The 17119-nt window shown below is 56.1% G+C and carries 15 protein-coding genes and 1 tRNA gene; 7 read left to right on the top strand and 9 right to left on the bottom strand.

The window, feature by feature from the left end; translation table 11 throughout:
* Window positions 1-3 precede the first annotated feature (3 nt).
* The 3 genes from ACDO57_RS01735 to rsuA form a co-directional block, all read right to left on the bottom strand.
* Window positions 4-348 carry a YejG family protein gene (locus tag ACDO57_RS01735; RefSeq protein ID WP_024908185.1) on the bottom strand — a complete coding sequence of 115 codons (345 nt, stop codon included), beginning with the start codon at window positions 346-348 and terminating at the stop codon, window positions 4-6.
* Between the two features lie 279 nt (window positions 349-627).
* A complete protein-coding gene (locus ACDO57_RS01730) occupies window positions 628-1824 on the bottom strand; it encodes a Bcr/CflA family multidrug efflux MFS transporter (RefSeq protein WP_045402783.1) in 1197 nt (398 codons plus the stop codon).
* A 15-nt stretch (window positions 1825-1839) separates the two neighbouring features.
* Window positions 1840-2547, bottom strand: a complete 708-nt coding sequence (gene rsuA, locus ACDO57_RS01725; RefSeq protein WP_061714742.1) for a 16S rRNA pseudouridine(516) synthase RsuA — start codon at window positions 2545-2547, stop codon at window positions 1840-1842.
* 281 nt (window positions 2548-2828) lie between these two features.
* On the opposite strand from rsuA, the gene ACDO57_RS01720 reads away from it, so the two are divergent.
* Both ACDO57_RS01720 and rplY read left to right on the top strand, forming a co-directional pair.
* Window positions 2829-4589 (top strand): DEAD/DEAH box helicase, encoded by a 1761-nt coding sequence (locus tag ACDO57_RS01720; protein WP_370883447.1) that lies wholly within the window; start codon window positions 2829-2831, stop codon window positions 4587-4589.
* Window positions 4590-4714: 125 nt separating this feature from the next.
* A complete protein-coding gene (gene rplY / locus ACDO57_RS01715) occupies window positions 4715-4999 on the top strand; it encodes a 50S ribosomal protein L25 (protein WP_008500956.1) in 285 nt (94 codons plus the stop codon).
* A 50-nt stretch (window positions 5000-5049) separates the two neighbouring features.
* Here the strand turns inward: rplY and yejK are convergent, their stop codons facing one another.
* Window positions 5050-6057, bottom strand: coding sequence for a nucleoid-associated protein YejK (gene yejK / locus ACDO57_RS01710; RefSeq protein ID WP_008500957.1), 1008 nt, complete (start codon window positions 6055-6057; stop codon window positions 5050-5052).
* A 134-nt stretch (window positions 6058-6191) separates the two neighbouring features.
* Here yejK and ACDO57_RS01705 point away from each other — a divergent pair, with 134 nt between their 5' ends.
* The 3 genes from ACDO57_RS01705 to ACDO57_RS01695 all read left to right on the top strand — a co-directional run bounded on the left by ACDO57_RS01705 (window position 6192) and on the right by ACDO57_RS01695 (window position 8348).
* Window positions 6192-6419, top strand: a complete 228-nt coding sequence (locus tag ACDO57_RS01705; RefSeq protein WP_008500958.1) for a YejL family protein — start codon at window positions 6192-6194, stop codon at window positions 6417-6419.
* Window positions 6420-6438: 19 nt separating this feature from the next.
* Window positions 6439-8199 carry an LPS biosynthesis-modulating metalloenzyme YejM gene (gene yejM, locus ACDO57_RS01700; protein WP_370883446.1) on the top strand — a complete coding sequence of 587 codons (1761 nt, stop codon included), beginning with the start codon at window positions 6439-6441 and terminating at the stop codon, window positions 8197-8199.
* A 72-nt stretch (window positions 8200-8271) separates the two neighbouring features.
* Window positions 8272-8348: transfer RNA gene (locus ACDO57_RS01695), tRNA-Pro, on the top strand.
* A 38-nt stretch (window positions 8349-8386) separates the two neighbouring features.
* Here the strand turns inward: ACDO57_RS01695 and ACDO57_RS01690 are convergent.
* Complete coding sequence (locus ACDO57_RS01690; RefSeq protein WP_370883445.1) at window positions 8387-9574, bottom strand: MFS transporter; 1188 nt, start codon at window positions 9572-9574, stop codon at window positions 8387-8389.
* Between the two features lie 125 nt (window positions 9575-9699).
* Entirely contained in the window at window positions 9700-9960 is a 261-nt protein-coding gene (locus ACDO57_RS01685) for a DUF2534 family protein (RefSeq protein WP_008500962.1), read from the bottom strand.
* A gap of 209 nt (window positions 9961-10169) precedes the next feature.
* Here ACDO57_RS01685 and eco point away from each other — a divergent pair, with 209 nt between their 5' ends.
* Entirely contained in the window at window positions 10170-10673 is a 504-nt protein-coding gene (gene eco / locus ACDO57_RS01680; protein WP_048991686.1) for a serine protease inhibitor ecotin, read from the top strand.
* Window positions 10674-10762: 89 nt separating this feature from the next.
* Here the strand turns inward: eco and mqo are convergent, their stop codons facing one another.
* On the bottom strand, window positions 10763-12412 hold the full coding sequence (gene mqo, locus ACDO57_RS01675; protein ID WP_032646585.1) for a malate dehydrogenase (quinone): 1650 nt from the start codon (window positions 12410-12412) through the stop codon (window positions 10763-10765).
* 186 nt (window positions 12413-12598) lie between these two features.
* Between mqo and ACDO57_RS01670 the strand changes: the two genes are divergently transcribed.
* Complete coding sequence (locus tag ACDO57_RS01670) at window positions 12599-13888, top strand: SulP family inorganic anion transporter (protein ID WP_370883444.1); 1290 nt, start codon at window positions 12599-12601, stop codon at window positions 13886-13888.
* Here ACDO57_RS01670 and mgtE read toward each other — a convergent pair.
* Both mgtE and ACDO57_RS01660 read right to left on the bottom strand, forming a co-directional pair.
* Window positions 13851-15287, bottom strand: a complete 1437-nt coding sequence (gene mgtE / locus ACDO57_RS01665; protein ID WP_021241530.1) for a magnesium transporter — start codon at window positions 15285-15287, stop codon at window positions 13851-13853. The two genes, ACDO57_RS01670 and mgtE, sit on opposite strands and share 38 nt — an antisense overlap.
* A gap of 148 nt (window positions 15288-15435) precedes the next feature.
* Window positions 15436-17079, bottom strand: a complete 1644-nt coding sequence (locus ACDO57_RS01660) for a multidrug ABC transporter permease/ATP-binding protein (RefSeq protein WP_370883443.1) — start codon at window positions 17077-17079, stop codon at window positions 15436-15438.
* Between the last annotated feature and the right edge of the window lie 40 nt (window positions 17080-17119).

Below are 17119 nucleotides of genomic sequence, written 5' to 3'. Positions count from 1 at the left end.
CGGTCAGAACGGGTACTGACCGGAGAAAGGTTCAGCAATGGCAACGCCAAAATTCTTCAGACGGCAGGTGGCGGCAAACTCGTCCTGGCTTTTCACAAACAGGCATGGCTCACCTTCACACTCCAGGACGGAGCTGTCCACTTCGATATCCGTCAGGGCCTGACTGAGACGCTCCATCACCCGCCATGCATTTTCGTCGCTCGGGCTCAACAGCTTGAGTGCCACCAGACAATTTTCGGAGCCCGCGACGTTTTGCGGAATCGGTTCAACTTTCGAACCTGCAAAACCCGCCGACCAGCGATAGCTCTGGGGCAAGCGATGGACAATGGAGAGTTGTAATGTATTCACGTTCGTTCCCCGGAAGCAAAATTTACTTCACAATTTATTTACATTTATAGTAACACATCATCGCCAGCCTGCACTATTCAGCGCTTTTTTATCCGTTTCCAGGCTCGCGTCGGCGCTATATGTACCCGTTTCTGCGATCTAACTCAACCTTTTTGAATACAATGATGTGACTTTTTACACAAATAGATTTTACATAAAATAAACAAACACGGAATAAACGAACGAGGGTTTGGTTGATATGCATCAACAAAAAAGGCCCTGCCGGGCCTTCTCTGTGTTTTAGTGGGCCGCTTTTCGCGGTCGACTGGCGTAAAGATAGAAGAGTATCGAGCTGGTTGCGCAAAAAGCCATCGCCCACAGCATGGGCCATGCCGTCGTAAAGGTGGCCATCGAAAGCAACGCGCCAACGATAGCGCCGATGCCGAAGCGGAACGTCCCTGCCAGAGATGATGCGGTCCCCGCCATGTGCGGGAACTCATCCAGGATCACCGCCATCGCATTGGATGACACCATCGACACGCAGCCGACAAAAGCCGCCACGCCGACCACCAGCGCCCAGAAGCCCACGCCCAGAAACGCGCTCACCACCAGCCAGATCGCCATCACAAACTGTATCCACAGCCCGGCGCGGAACATGTTCAGAGCCCCCACCCGCCGGACAAAGCGGCTGTTGATGATGGTCATGATGAACAGGAAGACGATGTTAAGCGCAAAGTAATAGCCGAAGTGCTGCGGCGAAACGTGGTTCAGTTCGATGTAGACAAACGGCCCGGCGCTCAGGAAGGAGAACATTCCGGCGAAGCTGAACCCGCTTGCCAGCATATAGCTGAGCACGCGCTTGTGGCGAAACAGCGAGGCAAAGTTGCCGATGGTGGTTCGGATGTGGAATTTCTGCCGGCGCTCGACGGGAAGCGTTTCATCAATAAAGAAGAAAATCATCGCGGAGGCCAGCAGCGCGGCCAGGGCCAGGATCCAGAAAATCACATGCCAGCTAAACCACACCAGCACCGCACCACCGGCCATGGGTGCCACCAGCGGCGCAATCGTCGTCACCAGCATCACGAAGGACATCATGCGGGAGAACTCTTCCTTCGGGTAGATATCGCGCATCAGGGCGTTAATCACCACGCTTGCCGCTGCCGCCGCCAGACCGTGGAAGAAGCGCATGACAATCAGATGATCGATGGTCTGCGCCAGCGCACAGGCAACCGCAGCGGCCGCAAAGACCAGCGTCCCGCCCAGAATGACAGGCTTGCGTCCAAGGCTGTCCGCCATCGGGCCATAAAAAAGCTGGCCGAGGGCAAAGCCGAGAATATAGGTGCTGAGCGTCATCTGCGCGCTGCCCGCCGGAACGCCAAACTGTGCAGAAATCACCGGCAGCGCAGGCAGGTACATATCAATAGACAGCGGCATCAGCATGGCCAGCAGGCCAAGAATGAAGACGATTTTGAACGACGAGTGTGGCCTGGTGGTCACAGAGTTCTCCTGAAATTAGTGCGAAGGCAGACCGACGCTGGCGATCTCTTCTTCCGTTAACGGGCGATATTCGCCTGGCGCCAGGTCGGGATCGAGTTCGATCGCACCAATCCGCTCACGATGCAGGCCAACAACGTGGTTCCCCACCGCGGCAAACATACGTTTCACCTGATGGTAGCGCCCCTCGCTGATGGTCAGGCGGACCTCCGTCGGGGTGATGACTTCAAGCACCGCCGGTTTAGTCAGATCTTTTTCATTATGCAGCTGAACGCCTTTCGCGAAGTGCTCTGCCGTGTCATCCGACACCGGCGACTCCAGCGTCACGAGGTAGGTTTTCTCGCAGTGGTGGCGTGGAGAGGTGATGCGGTGCGACCACTGCCCGTCGTCGGTCATCAGCACCAGACCGGTGGTGTCGATATCGAGGCGGCCTGCGGCATGCAGCTTGTGCGCCACCGGTTCGTCGAGGAAATAGAGCACCGTCGGGTGATCCGGATCGTCCGTTGAGCAGACGTAGCCTTCCGGCTTATTGAGCATGAAGTAGCGCGGACCATGCTGCTGGGTCAGCGGATTGCCGTCATACTCCACCTGATGGTCAGGTTGCAGTTTGAAGGCGCTGTCTCTCACAATGTTGCCATCCACGGTAACGCGGCTGGCGCGAATTTCGCGCCCGGCAATAGCGCGGCTTACGCCGAGTTGCTGAGCGATAAACTTATCAAGTCGCATGAAATCTTTTTAGCCTTAATGGTGCAGGAAGTCGGACAACAGGTCCGAAAAAAGAAGCAGTCTGGAACGGTTCAGTATAATGGTCTGGTTGCGCCACTCAAGGGAAAAAGTTTCGTGGCATACTATCTATACCCTAAATAATTCGAGTTGCATGAAGGCGGCAAAGGAGTGAATCCCCGGGAGCTTACATAAGTAAGTGACCGGGGTGAACGAGTGCAGCCAACGCACAGGCAACTTGAAGTATGACGGGTATATGTGCGGAATAACGAAACCGAGACCCCATGACTTTTACACTTCGTCCCTATCAGCAGGAAGCCGTTGACGCCACCCTCGCCTGGTTCCGTAAACATCGCGAGCCGGCGGCGATTGTGCTCCCGACCGGCGCAGGCAAAAGCCTGGTCATTGCCGAGCTGGCGCGTCTGGCCCGCGGTCGCGTGCTGGTACTGGCGCACGTTAAAGAGCTCGTCGCGCAAAACCATGCCAAGTATTGTGCACTTGGGCTGGAAGCCGACATTTTCGCCGCCGGGCTAAAGCGTAAAGAGAGCCACGGCAAAGTGGTGTTTGGCAGCGTGCAGTCGGTGGCCCGCAATCTGGATCTGTTTCGCAGCGAATTTTCGCTGCTGATTGTCGACGAATGTCACCGCATCAGCGATGACGACGACAGCCAGTATCAGCAAATCCTGTCACACCTGAAAGAGGTGAACCCTCACCTGCGCCTGCTGGGCCTGACGGCGACCCCGTTTCGCCTGGGGAAAGGCTGGATCTATCGCTACCATTATCACGGCATGGTGCGCGGCGATGACAAGGCCCTGTTTAGCGACTGCATTTACGAGCTTCCGCTGCGCTACATGATTAAACATGGCTACCTGACGCCGCCTGAACGGCTGGATATGCCGGTGGTGCAGTACGACTTCAGCCGCCTGCAGGCGCAAAGCAACGGGTTATTCAGCGAAGCGGATCTTAACCAGGAGCTGAAAAAGCAGAAACGTATTACGCCGCACATCATCAGCCAGATAGAGGAGTTTGCCGCGACGCGTAAAGGAGTGATGATCTTTGCCGCCACCGTTGAGCACGCGCGGGAAATCACCGGGTTACTGCCTTCCGGCGACGCGGCGCTCATCACCGGCGAGACGCCCGGCCCGGAGCGCGACAGCCTGATTGACGCGTTTAAGGCCCAGCGGTTCCGCTATCTGGTTAACGTGTCGGTATTGACCACCGGCTTTGACGCCCCGCACGTCGACCTGATCGCCATTTTACGCCCGACCGAATCGGTCAGTCTGTATCAGCAAATTGTTGGCCGCGGCCTGCGCCTGGCCCCCGGGAAAACCGACTGCCTGATTCTGGATTATGCAGGTAACCCGCACGATCTCTATACGCCTGAAGTCGGCGCGCCAAAAGGGAAAAGCGACAACGTGCCCGTGCAGGTCTTTTGCCCTGCCTGTGGGTTTGCCAACACTTTCTGGGGCAAAACCACCGCCGACGGCACGCTGATCGAACATTTTGGCCGCCGCTGTCAGGGCTGGTTTGAAGATGATGACGGGCATCGCGAGCAGTGCGATTTTCGTTTCCGCTTTAAAAACTGCCCGCAGTGCAACGCCGAAAACGACATTGCCGCTCGCCGCTGTCGGGAATGTGACACGGTGCTGGTTGACCCGGACGACATGCTGAAAGCAGCATTAAAGCTGAAAGATGCGCTGGTACTGCGCTGTTCCGGCATGGCGTTGCAGCCCGGCGCCGATGAAAAAGGCGAATGGTTGAAAATCACCTATTACGACGAAGACGGGGCGGACGTCAGCGAGCGCTTCCGGGTCCAGACGCCTGCTCAGCGAACGGCCTTCGAACAGCTGTTTATCCGCCCGCACACCCGCACCCCGGGCGTGCCCCTGCGCTGGATCACCGTGGCCGATATCGTGCGCCAGCAGGTGCTGTTGCGCCATCCGGATTTTGTGGTCGCCCGTAAGAAAGGCCAGTTCTGGCAGGTGCGCGAGAAACTCTTTGACTACGAAGGTCGCTTCCGTCGCGCCAACGAATTGCGCGGGTAACGGGACTTTTCATTGATGTGAAGGGCATTTGAGTATAAAATGCCGCCCGCTTCACATCCGTGAGGCAGAACACTCACCTGCTGCTGGGTCGCCTGTAGTAGGGTTTTAAATACAGAGAGAAATCAATGTTTACTATCGAAGCAGAAGTACGTAACGTGCAGGGTAAGGGTGCGAGCCGCCGCCTGCGTACCGCTAACAAGTTCCCGGCTATCGTTTACGGTGGCGAAGCTGCTCCAGTTGCAATCGAACTGGATCACGACAAACTGTGGAACCTGCAGACCAAAGCTGAATTCTACAGCGAAGTTCTGACCATCGTTGTTGGCGGTAAAGAAGAAAAAGTGAAAGTTCAGGCTGTTCAGCGTCACGCGTTCAAGCCAAAACTGACTCACATCGACTTCGTTCGCGCGTAATCGCAAACCTGTCGAAAAAAACCCCGCTTCTGCGGGGTTTTTTGTGCCTGCTATTTACCGCCCGAGGTGCGGCGCTGAAGCTGATCGCGCAGATTCGGCGGCGTCCCCTTAATGGTCAGCGTATCGGTGGCCGGATCCCAGAAGATACGTTCCCCCAGCAGCATCGCATCAAAGTTGATGGTTAACCCGCCGCCGCTGCCGGCAAACTTGGTTAACTGGCGCAGCGTGCTGCGATCCGCCGGGAAGCTCTCTTCAAGCTCATAGCCCTTTTCTGCGGTAAACTCCTGGAAGCTGACTTCGCTGACGCCGGCCAGCTCTTTTGACAGCGACTCCAGCTCAATCTCTTCCCCTGCCTGCAGCTGTTCGTTGCAGTAGCTGTAAACCTGCTGGCGCACCGTCTGGCGCTCGGATTTATCGAGCTGCGCTTCTGCTGTGAAATCGTCAACCGCCTGGAGCAGCCCTTTGTTCTGCGCTTTGGCGTTAAGCCCTTCACTGGCACCGAGGAAGTCCATAAAGAAATCCGCCACTTTGCGGCCCACGCGCCCCTTCAGGAATGTCAGGTAGCGGGTCGACTCCGGGTTGGTTTCCCATTCGGTCAAATCAATACGCGCCACGATATCCGCATGGTTTATATCCAGATAATGCGTCGAGCTGATGTCCAGCTGCTCATTCACGCGCATGCTGCTTAAGTTATTCAGTACAGTAACCAGCAAATACTCGACCGCCAGATAGCGGTAGTGGCAGAACAGCACGATCCCGCCGTCGGCGAACGGATATTTCGCCAGCTCGTCGCGCAGACGCCCGGTTGCCGCACGGCTAAACGCCAGGAAATCCTCTTCACCCTGGCGCTGCAGGCGCAGGCTATCGGCCAGTTCACTCTCTTCGCTGAACAGGCCATAGGCTTTATTTTTGGCGCTATAGACGCGATGCAGCTCTGCCATCATCTCCACAACGGTCGCCGTGGGTTCCAGTAACGAATCGCGCAGCACCACTTCAAGGGTTTGCTCATCACGCTTGATAAGCTGGTGCAAGGCAATCTGGTTGATTTCCAGACTCATGATAAACTCTCCTTTTAGACCGGGCGGTATTCAACCACCACCAGGACATGTGTGCAACAACAGATAAAAAAGGGGAAAAAAAGCTGTTGCTACGGTAATATGTTGCCCTTTCATCAACAAACTGATTTTGATTTATGCCACAACATTCCCGCTACAGTGATGAACACGTTGAACAACTGCTCAGTGAGCTGGTCAACGTACTGGAAAAACATAAAACGCCGACCGATCTCTCCCTGATGGTTTTGGGAAATATGGTCACCAACCTGATTAACACCAGCGTTGCTCCGGCTCAGCGTCAGGCGATCGCAAAATCTTTCGCCCAGGCTTTACAGTCGTCCGTCAGCAACGACCCGGCCCATTAAGGGATACGAACAACAGTTTATGGTGACGAATCGTCAGCGCTACCGTGAAAAAGTCTCCCAGATGGTCAGCTGGGGGCACTGGTTTGCCCTGTTCAACATTCTGCTGGCGACGGTCATTGGCTGTCGTTATCTGTTTGTCGCAGACTGGCCAACAACGCTCACCGGGCGTATCTACTCCTGGATAAGCGTTGTCGGTCACTTTAGCTTTTTGGTTTTCGCCACCTATCTGCTGATCCTGTTCCCCTTGACGTTTATCGTCATGTCGCAGCGTCTGATGCGATTCTTGTCCGCCATCCTTGCGACGGTGGGGATGACGCTGCTGCTTATCGACAGTGAAGTGTTCACCCGCTTCCACCTGCATCTCAACCCCATCGTCTGGGAACTGGTGATTAACCCCGACCAGAACGAAACGGCCCGTGACTGGCAGCTGATGTTTATCAGCGTCCCGGTGATCCTGTTGATTGAGATGCTGTTTGCCACCTGGAGCTGGCAAAAACTGCGTAGCCTGACCCGGCGACGCCATTACGCGAAGCCCGTCGCCGCGCTCTTCTTCGTCTCCTTTATCAGTTCGCACATCATGTATATCTGGGCGGATGCGAACTTCTATCGTCCTATTACCATGCAGCGCGCGAACCTGCCGCTCTCATATCCGATGACGGCCCGTCGCTTCCTCGAAAAACACGGCCTGCTTGATGCGCAGGAATATCAGCGCCGTCTTATCGAGCAGGGTAACCCGGAAGCCGTCAGCGTGCAGTATCCTCTGAGCGACCTGAACTACCGCGATATGGGACGAGGCCAAAACGTCCTGCTTATCACCGTCGATGGACTGAACTATTCCCGTTACGAGAAGCAGATGCCTGCGCTGGCCAATTTCGCGAGTCAAAACGTCTCGTTTACTCAGCATATGAGCTCCGGTAACTCAACCGATGCGGGCATCTTTGGCCTCTTCTATGGCATTTCAGCCGGCTATATGGACGGCGTACTGTCTACCCGCACACCTGCGGCGCTGATCACCGGGCTGAATCAGCAGGGCTATCAGTTAGGGTTGTTCTCATCCGATGGCTTTAACAGCCCGCTCTACCGTCAGGCGCTGCTGTCTGATTTCTCACTGCCGACGGCACAAAATCAGTCTGATGCGCAGACCGCCAGCCAATGGATAAACTGGCTGCAGCGCTACGCCCAGGAAGATAACCGCTGGTTCTCATGGGTTGCCTTTAACGGCACAACGCTTGCAAACAGCAATAAGAATGATTTTGCGCGCCGCTACGGCCGCGCGGCGGGTGATGTTGATGCGCAGATTGGTCGCGTGCTTGACGCGCTACGTGAGTCCGGCAAGCTGGATAACACCGTGGTGATCGTGACCGCAGGTCATGGCGTCCCGTTAGGTGACGAGACGAAGAGTATGAGCTGGTCACGCCCGAACCTGCAGGTTCCGCTGGTGATCCACTGGCCGGGCACCCCGGCGCAGCGCATCAATATGCTTACCGAGCATAAAGATGTGATGACCACCCTGATGCAACGCCTGCTGCACGTCAGCACGCCAGCAAACGAGTATTCGCAGGGCCAGGATCTCTTCAGCGCCGCGCGCCGCCATAACTGGGTCACGGCTGCGGGTAATAATACGCTGGTGGTGACTACGCCGAAGCTGACGCTGGTGCTGAACAACAACGGGAATTATCAGACGTATAACCTGCAGGGTGAACGACTGAAAGACCAGAAGCCGCAGCTGAGCCTGCTGCTGCAGGTTCTGACGGATGAGAAGCGCTTCATCGCTAACTGATTAATAATAAACCAGTTAGCGACGGATTCCCTTGCATTCAAAACGGAATCGAGTAGTATTCTTTTCATGCGTCGGCACGTAGCGCAGCCTGGTAGCGCACCGTCATGGGGTGTCGGGGGTCGGAGGTTCAAATCCTCTCGTGCCGACCAAAATCACATTGAAAACCAGCCTCTTATGGCTGGTTTTTTTATTTCGCCTCGTCCGGCGTTTTGCGCAGGTAAACCAGCGTAACCAGACAAATCACCGCTCCGGCATAGAACGTATATTCTGCGCCAAACGTCTCCCAGATGGCTCCTGCCCCCAGGCTGGCGACTAACAATCCCACGCCGCTGACCAGACTAAAAATGCCGTAGGCGGTTCCGCGCAGATCCGCAGGTGCAGTTTTCGCAATCATTGCCGCCAGCAGCCCTTGGGTCATGCCCATATGTATCCCCCAAAGCGCAACACCTAAAATAATGCCGGACCAGTGGGTGCTCAGCGCCAGCACAATGTCCGCTCCAGTCAGCACCACCAGCCCCCACTGCAGTAATCGGGTGTGGCTCATCACGTCAGATAACTTGCCAAACGGATAGGCAGAGAGGAAATAGAGCAGATTCATGGCCACCATCACCAGCGGGATCAGCGCCAGCGGCACACCCGACTGCTGAGCGCGAAGCACAAGAAATGCTTCACTGAAACGAGCGAGCGTAAAGATGGCCCCCAGACCAATAACCCACCAGCAGTCTTTCCCGAGGCGCCTGAGGTTCTCTCTTTTGATGGGATTCGTGCGTTTATGCTCGACAGGGGTTTTCGGCTCATGCAGGCCGAAGAAAAGCAGCGCCACGGCGAGCACGCCGGGGATCACCGCGATCCAGAAAATGGTACGAAAATCATCGTTCCACAGCAGCATTAAGCCTACGGCCAGCAACGGCCCGAGAAATGCGCCAATGGTGTCCATCGATTGACGCAAACCAAAGGCCGCGCCGCGGAGTTCCGGCGGCGTAACGTCAGCGACCAGCGCATCGCGCGGCGCACCCCGGATCCCCTTCCCTACCCGGTCGATTAAGCGAGCCCCAAGGATCATGCCGGAGGAAGAGGCAATAGCAAACAGCGGTTTACTCAACGCGCCAAGACCGTAGCCCAGAACCGCCAGCCCTTTACGCTTGCCCAGATAGTCACTGATTGCGCCGGAAAACACCTTGATAAACAGCGCCGTGGCCTCAGCCAGGCCTTCAATCAAACCAATGAAAATCACGCTGGCGCCCAGCGTCGTAACCATAAACAACGGCAGCAGGCTATGAATGATCTCCGAAGAGATATCCATCAGCATACTGACGCCGCCCACAACCCAGACTCCTTTCGGGATCCGGCTGAGCGTTGCAAACCGGGATAACATTGCGCATCTCCTGCTTTATGTCGAACAGTCTTGTTCGAAACAGAATATCCTGGAAATGCGAATAAAAATCATCTGATATAAAAAAAGCCAGCCCGCAGGCTGGCTTCATTATCTGAGGAGAAGGCTTAGTGCTTCTCACGACCGCCCAGGAAGAAAATGCCCAGCGGGATGGCAAGCAGAACGGTGAACACCAGGCTGTAGACGAAAATCATCGCCGATTGCAGGACATACATGCTGGTTGTCCAGGCAGAGAGAGGAATATTGTACTGTTCGATGACGCCAACAATGGTGGCCCGCCCCACGCATGCGGCAGCAATCATAAACACGACCAGCAGCGCCAGGAGGAACTTGCGGCCTTCAGGCGTTTTCAGTTTTGCTCGAACCATCTCTCTTCCCTTTTACAGATGAATAACATTATAGAGGATCTAAAATAACACAAACGCCTGCCGGACTCCACGCCAGTACAAACATCTACCTAAATGGCAAATATGTGGTTTATTACGCTATTCATATTGAAAATGTAAGTAAATAACACCAATCATTCATAATTGATATGTTAACCTGTGCAGGATCGTTTTGACATAAAGGAATGACAATGAAAAACGCACCTAAATTTGCCATCGCACTCATCGCCGCCGCGTGTGTCAGCACCAGTGCTTTCGCCAGCGAAACACCTAAAGAGCAGCCGCTGGAAAAAGTCGCCCCGTATCCGAAAGCGGATAAAGGGATGAAGCGTCAGGTGATTCAGCTGCCGGCACAGCAGGATGAAGCGAATTTCAAAGTGGAGCTGTTAATTGGCAAGACGCTGGAAGTGGACTGCAACCAGCATCGCCTGGGTGGTCAGCTGGAAAGCAAAACCCTTGAAGGCTGGGGTTACGACTACTACGTCTTTGATAAAGTCACCTCGCCGGTCTCCACCATGATGGCCTGCCCGGATGGCAAGAAAGAGAAGAAATTTGTGACGGCGTATCTGGGCGACAATAGCCTGCTGCGCTACAACAGCAAGTTGCCGATCGTGGTCTATACGCCTGAAAACGTGGAAGTGAAGTATCGCGTGTGGAAGGCAGAAGAGACTGTCGGACAAGCGGTAGTACGTTAAAAGTCGGGTGGCGGCTTCGCCTAACCCGACCTACAAAACAACACCGAACATAGGCCGGGTAGGCGTCAGCGCCACCCGGCTTTTTTACCTTACAGCGCGATATCCGCAACCGGTTTGTTTTCCGGCTGAGGCTTCAGCTCCGCTTTTGGCGCAGCATCCGCAGCCTGCGGTTTGATGTACTGCAGCTGCAGTACGCGGCTGGTGTATTCCAGCTCCTGCTCCGTCGCGCTCACGTTGCCGTTCAGCTTCGTGCCATAGGATGGAATAATGGTTTTCAGCTTCGCCTGCCATTCCGGGCTGGCGACTTTATCTTTAAACACTTTTTCCATCAGGTGCAGCATGATTGGCGCAGCGGTAGACGCACCCGGTGACGCACCCAGCAGCGCGGCGATGGTGCCATCCTTATCGCTTACCACTTCGGTACCCAGACGCAGCACGCCACCCTCTTTCGGATCGCGCTTGATGATCTGTACGCGCTGACCCGCCTGCCACAGACGCCAGTCTTCTTTCTTCGCCTGCGGATAGTACTCTTTCAGCGCCTCGAAACGATCGTCGTCAGAGAGCATCACCTGGCTAATCAGGTATTTCACCAGGTCGAAGTTATCCAGACCCACGTCCATCATCGGCTTGACGTTAGAGGTGGTGGTTGCGCTGAGCAGGTCCCACAGGGAACCATTTTTCAGGAACTTCGTGGAGAAGGTCGCGAACGGCCCAAACAGCACCACGCGTTTGCCGTCAAGCATACGGGTGTCGATGTGCGGAACAGACATCGGCGGTGCGCCAACAGAGGCCTGACCGTACACTTTTGCCAGATGACGGTTCACCACTTCCGGGTTATCGGACACCAGGAACTGACCGCCCACCGGGAAGCCCGCGTAGTCGTCAGCTTCCGGAATACCGGACTCCTGCAGCAGCTTCAGCGCCGCGCCGCCCGCACCGATAAAGACAAACTTCGCCTTGATGACGTGCTCGGCTTCGTTGTTTTTCAGATCGGCAACGGTCACGCTCCAGCTGTTATCCGCGTTGCGCTTGAAACCACGCACTTCAGTGCTGAGCTGCAGGTTGAAGTTCTCTTTTTTCTTCAGAGACGTCACCAGCTGACGGGTAATTTCACCGTAGTTAACGTCGGTACCAATTTCGGTACGGGTCGCCGCCACTTTCTGATTCGGGTCACGACCTTCCATGACCAGCGGAGCCCACTCTTTAATCTGCGCGTGGTCTTCAGAATATTTCATCCCGCGGAACAGCGTGCTCTGCTGCAGAGCGGCGTAGCGCGCGCGCAGGAAGTTGACGTTCTGCTCACCCCACACAAAGCTCATGTGCGGTACGGTGTTGATGAAGGAGTGCGGGTCGTGCATCACGCCGCTGTTGACCTGATGAGACCAGAACTGGCGAGAAACCTGGAATGCTTCGTTGATCTCTACCGCCTTCTCGATACTAATGGAACCGTCCTTTTTCTGCGGCGTATAGTTCAGTTCCATGAGTGCCGAATGGCCGGTACCGGCGTTGTTCCAGCCGTTCGAACTCTCCTGCGCCACGCCGTCAAGGCGCTCGACCATGGTCATTGACCAGTCCGGCTGCAGTTCTTGCAGATAGGTTCCCAGCGTGGCGCTCATGATACCGCCACCAATTAAAAGGACGTCCGTTTCCTGCTCTTTTGGTGCGTCAGCTTTCGCCGCCATAGAGACGGTGTTAAGCCCCACGGCCAGAGAAAAGAGCATGGCAGTCATTTTTTTCATAATTTATGCCTTAGTGTAAAAGTGCTTGATGCGTGGAAATTGCAGGTGAAAAAAGCTGCGGGGCACGGTAACAACTTTTAAATATTGTTTAAAGGTTACGAAATTATTGTAATTGTGAAATTTAATGATGGATTGTTTGTGAGGAATTATCGATGCGTCTGGTAAAGCGCGGTTTTACTGGCTAGTATGTTGCGTTTTGTGATCGCGCGCACGGAAGCCTGCCCTAACCAGCGAAATGTTATGTCCTTACCCCATTCTGCCGTATCCCCCGAAGACCGCGTAGCCAACGTACTGCGTTCCCCTAAGCAGCTGACGCGTGAAACGCTGGCGGGCGTGATTACCGCCCTGGCGCTGATCCCCGAGGTCATCTCATTTTCGGTGGTGGCGGGCGTTGACCCGAAGGTCAGCCTGATCGCCTCCGTGGTGCTGTGTCTTGCCCTGTCCGTGCTGGGCGGCCGTCCGGCGATGGTCACGGCCGCGGCCGGTTCCGTAGCGCTGGTTATTGGGCCCATGGTGCATCAGCACGGCGTACAGTACATTCTTCCCGCCGTGCTGATGGCAGGCGTGATTCAGATTCTGTTTGGCGTGCTGGGCATGGCAAGGCTGATGCGCTTTATTCCCCAGTCGGTCATGACCGGGTTTGTTAACGCCCTCGGGATATTGATTTTCTTTGCGCAGGTTCCCCATTTCTGGAGCCGAAGCCCGCTGATTGTGGGCCTGTTCGTGCTGACGCTGCTGATCGTGCTGTGGGTGCCGCGCTATATCAAAAGCATCCCTTCCCCGCTGATTGCGATTGTTGTGCTTACCGTGTTCACCGTTTCAACCGGTCAAATCCTTCCGACCGTGGGCGATGAAGGCTCCATGAGCGGCGGTTTACCGGGTCTTACCGAACTTCTGGTCCCCCTCAATGCACAGACGCTGAGCATTATCTGGCCGTGCGCGTTGAGCATCGCGTTTGTCGGCCTGCTGGAATCCCTGCTGACGGCAAAGCTGGTGGATGAGCTGACCGCGACACCGTCAGGTAAACGCCGCGAAAGCATTGGATTAGGCGTCGGCAATATTCTGGCCGGATTTTACGGTGGTATTGCGGGCTGCGCGATGATTGGGCAAACCATCGTTAACGTGGAGATGGGAAAAGGCCGAAGCCGCATTTCAACCCTTGCAGCGGGCATTGTGCTGCTGATCCTGGTCACGGCACTCAGCGACGTGATGGCCAACATCCCGATGGCGGTGCTGGCGGGCATTATGGCGATCGTCGCCGTCAAAACCTTCAGCTGGCACAGCCTACAGCCCGCCACGCTGAAAACGGCCCCGATTGCAGAAACGGTCGTCATGCTGGTCACCGTTGCCGCCACGGTATCAACCGGCAATCTGGCGATTGGCGTGCTGGGCGGGATTATCGTTATGGCGCTACTCCCCGCCCGCATTAAGCGTCGGCTTAAAGAAGAAAAATCGTCGCCAGCCCAAGAAAAATAAAGAAACCGCCGGTATCGGTGATGGCGGTGATCATCACGCTCGACCCCACCGCGGGGTCGCGCCCCAGTTTGGTCATCGTCAGCGGGATAATGACCCCCATCATCGATGCCACCAGCAGATTTAGCACCATCGCCAGCATCATCACCCCACCCAGCGCCATATCGTCATACAGCCACCAGGTAATGCCGCCCATAATACCGCCCCATACCAGGCCGTTGATCAGCGCCACGCCCATCTCTCTGAAGATCAGAAAGGCGAAGTTACCGGGCTGAATATTTTCCAGCGCCAGCGCGCGGACGATCATGGTGATGGTCTGGTTTCCGGTGTTGCCGCCGATTCCGGCCACAATCGGCATCAGCGAGGCCAGCGCCACCAGCTGCGAAATGGTGTGTTCAAAACCGTCAATCACCCGGGAGGCGATAAAGGCGGTACACAGGTTAATGGCCAGCCACGCCCAGCGGGTTTTCACCGCCTTGCCGACGGAGGCATGGACGTCATCTTCGGCGCTGATCCCCCCGAGCGCACGCAGATCGTTGTCGGTTTCTTCGTAGACCACATCAACGATCTCATCGATGGTCAGACGCCCCATCAGTTTGCCGACGGAGTCCACAACGGCGGCACTCACCAGGTCATCACGTTCGAAGGTACGCGCCGCTTTCTCCGCATCGTCTTCCGGGGAGAAGACCATCGGCTCGTTTTCCATCACCTCGCTCACCTTCCGCTGGGTGCTGTTGAGCAGGATGGTTTTCAGCTCCAGTTCGCCGAGCAGGGTTTTATCCCGGGAGGTGACAAACAGTTTATCGGTGTTGTCCGGCATTTTTCCCAGGCGACGCAGGTAGCGCTGCACGGTACCCAGCGTCACGTCCGGGCGCACCGTGATAACGCCGAACTCCATGATCGCGCCGACGCTGTTTTTCTCGTAGTGCATAACCTGACGCACGCGCGCGCGTTCATCGGCAGGCAGTGACGCCAGCAGGCGGCCGGTCAGGTTGCGCGGCAGGTGCTGAACGAGGTAAATCTGCTCGTCGATATCCAGGGTTTGCAGAGCGTCAAGAATATCCCGGTCGCTCATCTCGTCGATCAGGTCGTCCCAGACGTTTTCAGAGGCCTCGAGCAGCACCTGCCCGCGCTCGTGATCCTGCACCAGACGCCACAGGGCGTGACGTTCTTCCGAGGGAAGCGCTTCCAGGGTATCCGCCAGATCCGGCGGGGGTAAGTGAGCAACCAGCGCACCTACCTCAGCAATATCGTCGGCCAGGGTGCCGACATCATATTGCTCAGCCAGGGTCAGTTTGCCTAATAGCGTAGAGGTGACCGCTTTATCGGTCGTGAGAAGCCAGATCAGTCGCGCGCGCTCCTGGTCACGCTGTCTGGCGCTGTTTTTCTTTAATACCGACATCAATCATAAATCCATTAAATGAGTTGGGGTTAAGCATAGCGCGGGGATATGTAAATAAGAATAAACAACGGGGCGGGATGGAGAAAAAAGCGGCATTACGGCCACGATCTATCCCCTCTCCCTGTGGGAGAGGGTTTGGGTGAGGGCTTCAGGCCGTACGCGCCACTGCATCACGCGAGGCTGCATCGCGCTCTTCACCGGTCAGCTCGCTGAGCCTGCCGTCGCGCATCTCCAGCAGGCGGTCAGCATGAATGAAGTAGTGATCGTCGTGGCTGATGGCGAAAATGGTTTTGCCCATCTCCTGCATCAGCGGCAGCAGCACCTGATAAAACTCGCGGCGGAAGTGCGGGTCCTGATCCGCCGCCCACTCATCCAGCAGAATGATGTCACGCTCTTCCGCCAGCGCCAGCAGCAGCGCCACGCGCTTTTTCTGCCCTTTGGAAAGCTTCAGATTGAGGATCTTCCCGTCCTGTAGCTCCAGCTTGTGCGACATCTGCAGCTGCACCAGCCATTTTTCCACCAGCGCAGGATTGGCCTGCTGCCCTTCCGGACCCAGCAGCCGATCAAACAGCCAGACGTCGGTGAACACCGCCGAGAAAAGCTTGCGGTAATCCTCGGGCTTCTCCGCGCTCAGCGCTCTGCCATCCAGTAAAATCTCGCCCGACTGCGGCTGATAAAGCCCGGTGAGCAACATCGCCAGCGTCGATTTACCGCTGCCGTTGCCGCCAATCAGAAACAGCAGCTCGCCGCGGCGGATCGTCAGGTTAACCGGCCCCACGGAGAAGGCGCTGTCCTGATAGCGGAACGTGACGTTACGCAGCTCCAGCGTCTGCCAGTTCGGGAAGGCCTGCGGGCGCGGAAATTCGGCCTTAAACGGCGCGAGATCGAATTTTTTGAGCTTATTAAAGGCCACCTGCGCACTCAGCAAGGTAGGCAACGCGCCGACCGCCGAGAGCAGCGGCGTGCGCAAAAACAGCAGCGTCAGCGAGTAGGTTGCCGCGACGTTGGTGTCCGCCCAGCCCAGGCTGTTCGCCATCCAGAATACCAGGCCAATGGCACCCAGCATCATGATGTTTGACCAGTTCACCGCACTCAGGTGGAAGGTATCGGCGCGAATAATGTGATGACGATATTCGCGCGCGTCCGGGATATAGAGATGGTTAAAGATATACTCGGCGCGCTCGCGGTTCAGGGTGAGCTCTTTGCGCCCTTCCAGTACCGTCTGGTAATCGTTATAGAGCTTATCTTCGGTTTCACGCAGCACCGCCATGTGTTTGTAGACGCGCGACACCAGCACAAAGCCGCCCCAGATGGTAATGGCAATCCACAGCGCGGTCACCGCCAGCATTTTGCTGGAGAGCCAGGCGAGATAAGCGGCCGATCCAAAGGTCAGAATGATCCCCTGCACCAGCTCCGGCAAACGAACGAACGCGATGGTAATGGCGCGTACGTCGCTGGTCAGCCCCGCCAGCAGCGAGGCGCTGCCGAGCTGCTCAACGCGCTCGACCTGGGTGTCCAGGATCCGCTTGATAAACTCACTGCGCAAACGAAAAACGAAATGGTGGCCGAGCGCGGTCAGCGCCAGCTGGGAGCCGAGCGTAACCGCCATCAGCAGCAGCAGCAGGCCAAGAAACTCCGGCAATACGGAGAGCGAGGTGTCGACCATTTCAATCAACCGCACGTTAATAAACGCGATCAGGCCAATACCCAGCGCGGCGCTGGCAAGGCTTAACGCCATTACGGCAATGAAGGGCCAGCGATACTGACGCCAGACAAGGAGAAGTAGTTGCATGCAGGCAATCCGGACAATAAAAATCAGCCAGCAGTGTAAA

The organism is Enterobacter cloacae complex sp. 2015409, from assembly GCF_041365315.1.
GTDB lineage: Bacteria > Pseudomonadota > Gammaproteobacteria > Enterobacterales > Enterobacteriaceae > Enterobacter > Enterobacter pseudoroggenkampii.
Note: the sequence above shows the minus strand (reverse complement) of the source record. Positions and strands in the feature narration are given on the sequence as shown.

Coding starts and splice junctions, on each gene's coding strand:
- rsuA (WP_061714742.1), bottom strand. CDS start 2,547: ATGCGACTTGATAAGTTTATCGCTCAGCAACTCGGCGTAAGCCGCGCT.
- ACDO57_RS01720 (WP_370883447.1), top strand. CDS start 2,829: ATGACTTTTACACTTCGTCCCTATCAGCAGGAAGCCGTTGACGCCACC.
- rplY (WP_008500956.1), top strand. CDS start 4,715: ATGTTTACTATCGAAGCAGAAGTACGTAACGTGCAGGGTAAGGGTGCG.
- yejK (WP_008500957.1), bottom strand. CDS start 6,057: ATGAGTCTGGAAATCAACCAGATTGCCTTGCACCAGCTTATCAAGCGT.
- ACDO57_RS01705 (WP_008500958.1), top strand. CDS start 6,192: ATGCCACAACATTCCCGCTACAGTGATGAACACGTTGAACAACTGCTC.
- yejM (WP_370883446.1), top strand. CDS start 6,439: ATGGTGACGAATCGTCAGCGCTACCGTGAAAAAGTCTCCCAGATGGTC.
- ACDO57_RS01690 (WP_370883445.1), bottom strand. CDS start 9,574: ATGTTATCCCGGTTTGCAACGCTCAGCCGGATCCCGAAAGGAGTCTGG.
- ACDO57_RS01685 (WP_008500962.1), bottom strand. CDS start 9,960: ATGGTTCGAGCAAAACTGAAAACGCCTGAAGGCCGCAAGTTCCTCCTG.
- eco (WP_048991686.1), top strand. CDS start 10,170: ATGAAAAACGCACCTAAATTTGCCATCGCACTCATCGCCGCCGCGTGT.
- mqo (WP_032646585.1), bottom strand. CDS start 12,412: ATGAAAAAAATGACTGCCATGCTCTTTTCTCTGGCCGTGGGGCTTAAC.
- ACDO57_RS01670 (WP_370883444.1), top strand. CDS start 12,599: ATGTTGCGTTTTGTGATCGCGCGCACGGAAGCCTGCCCTAACCAGCGA.
- mgtE (WP_021241530.1), bottom strand. CDS start 15,287: ATGTCGGTATTAAAGAAAAACAGCGCCAGACAGCGTGACCAGGAGCGC.
- ACDO57_RS01660 (WP_370883443.1), bottom strand. CDS start 17,079: ATGCAACTACTTCTCCTTGTCTGGCGTCAGTATCGCTGGCCCTTCATT.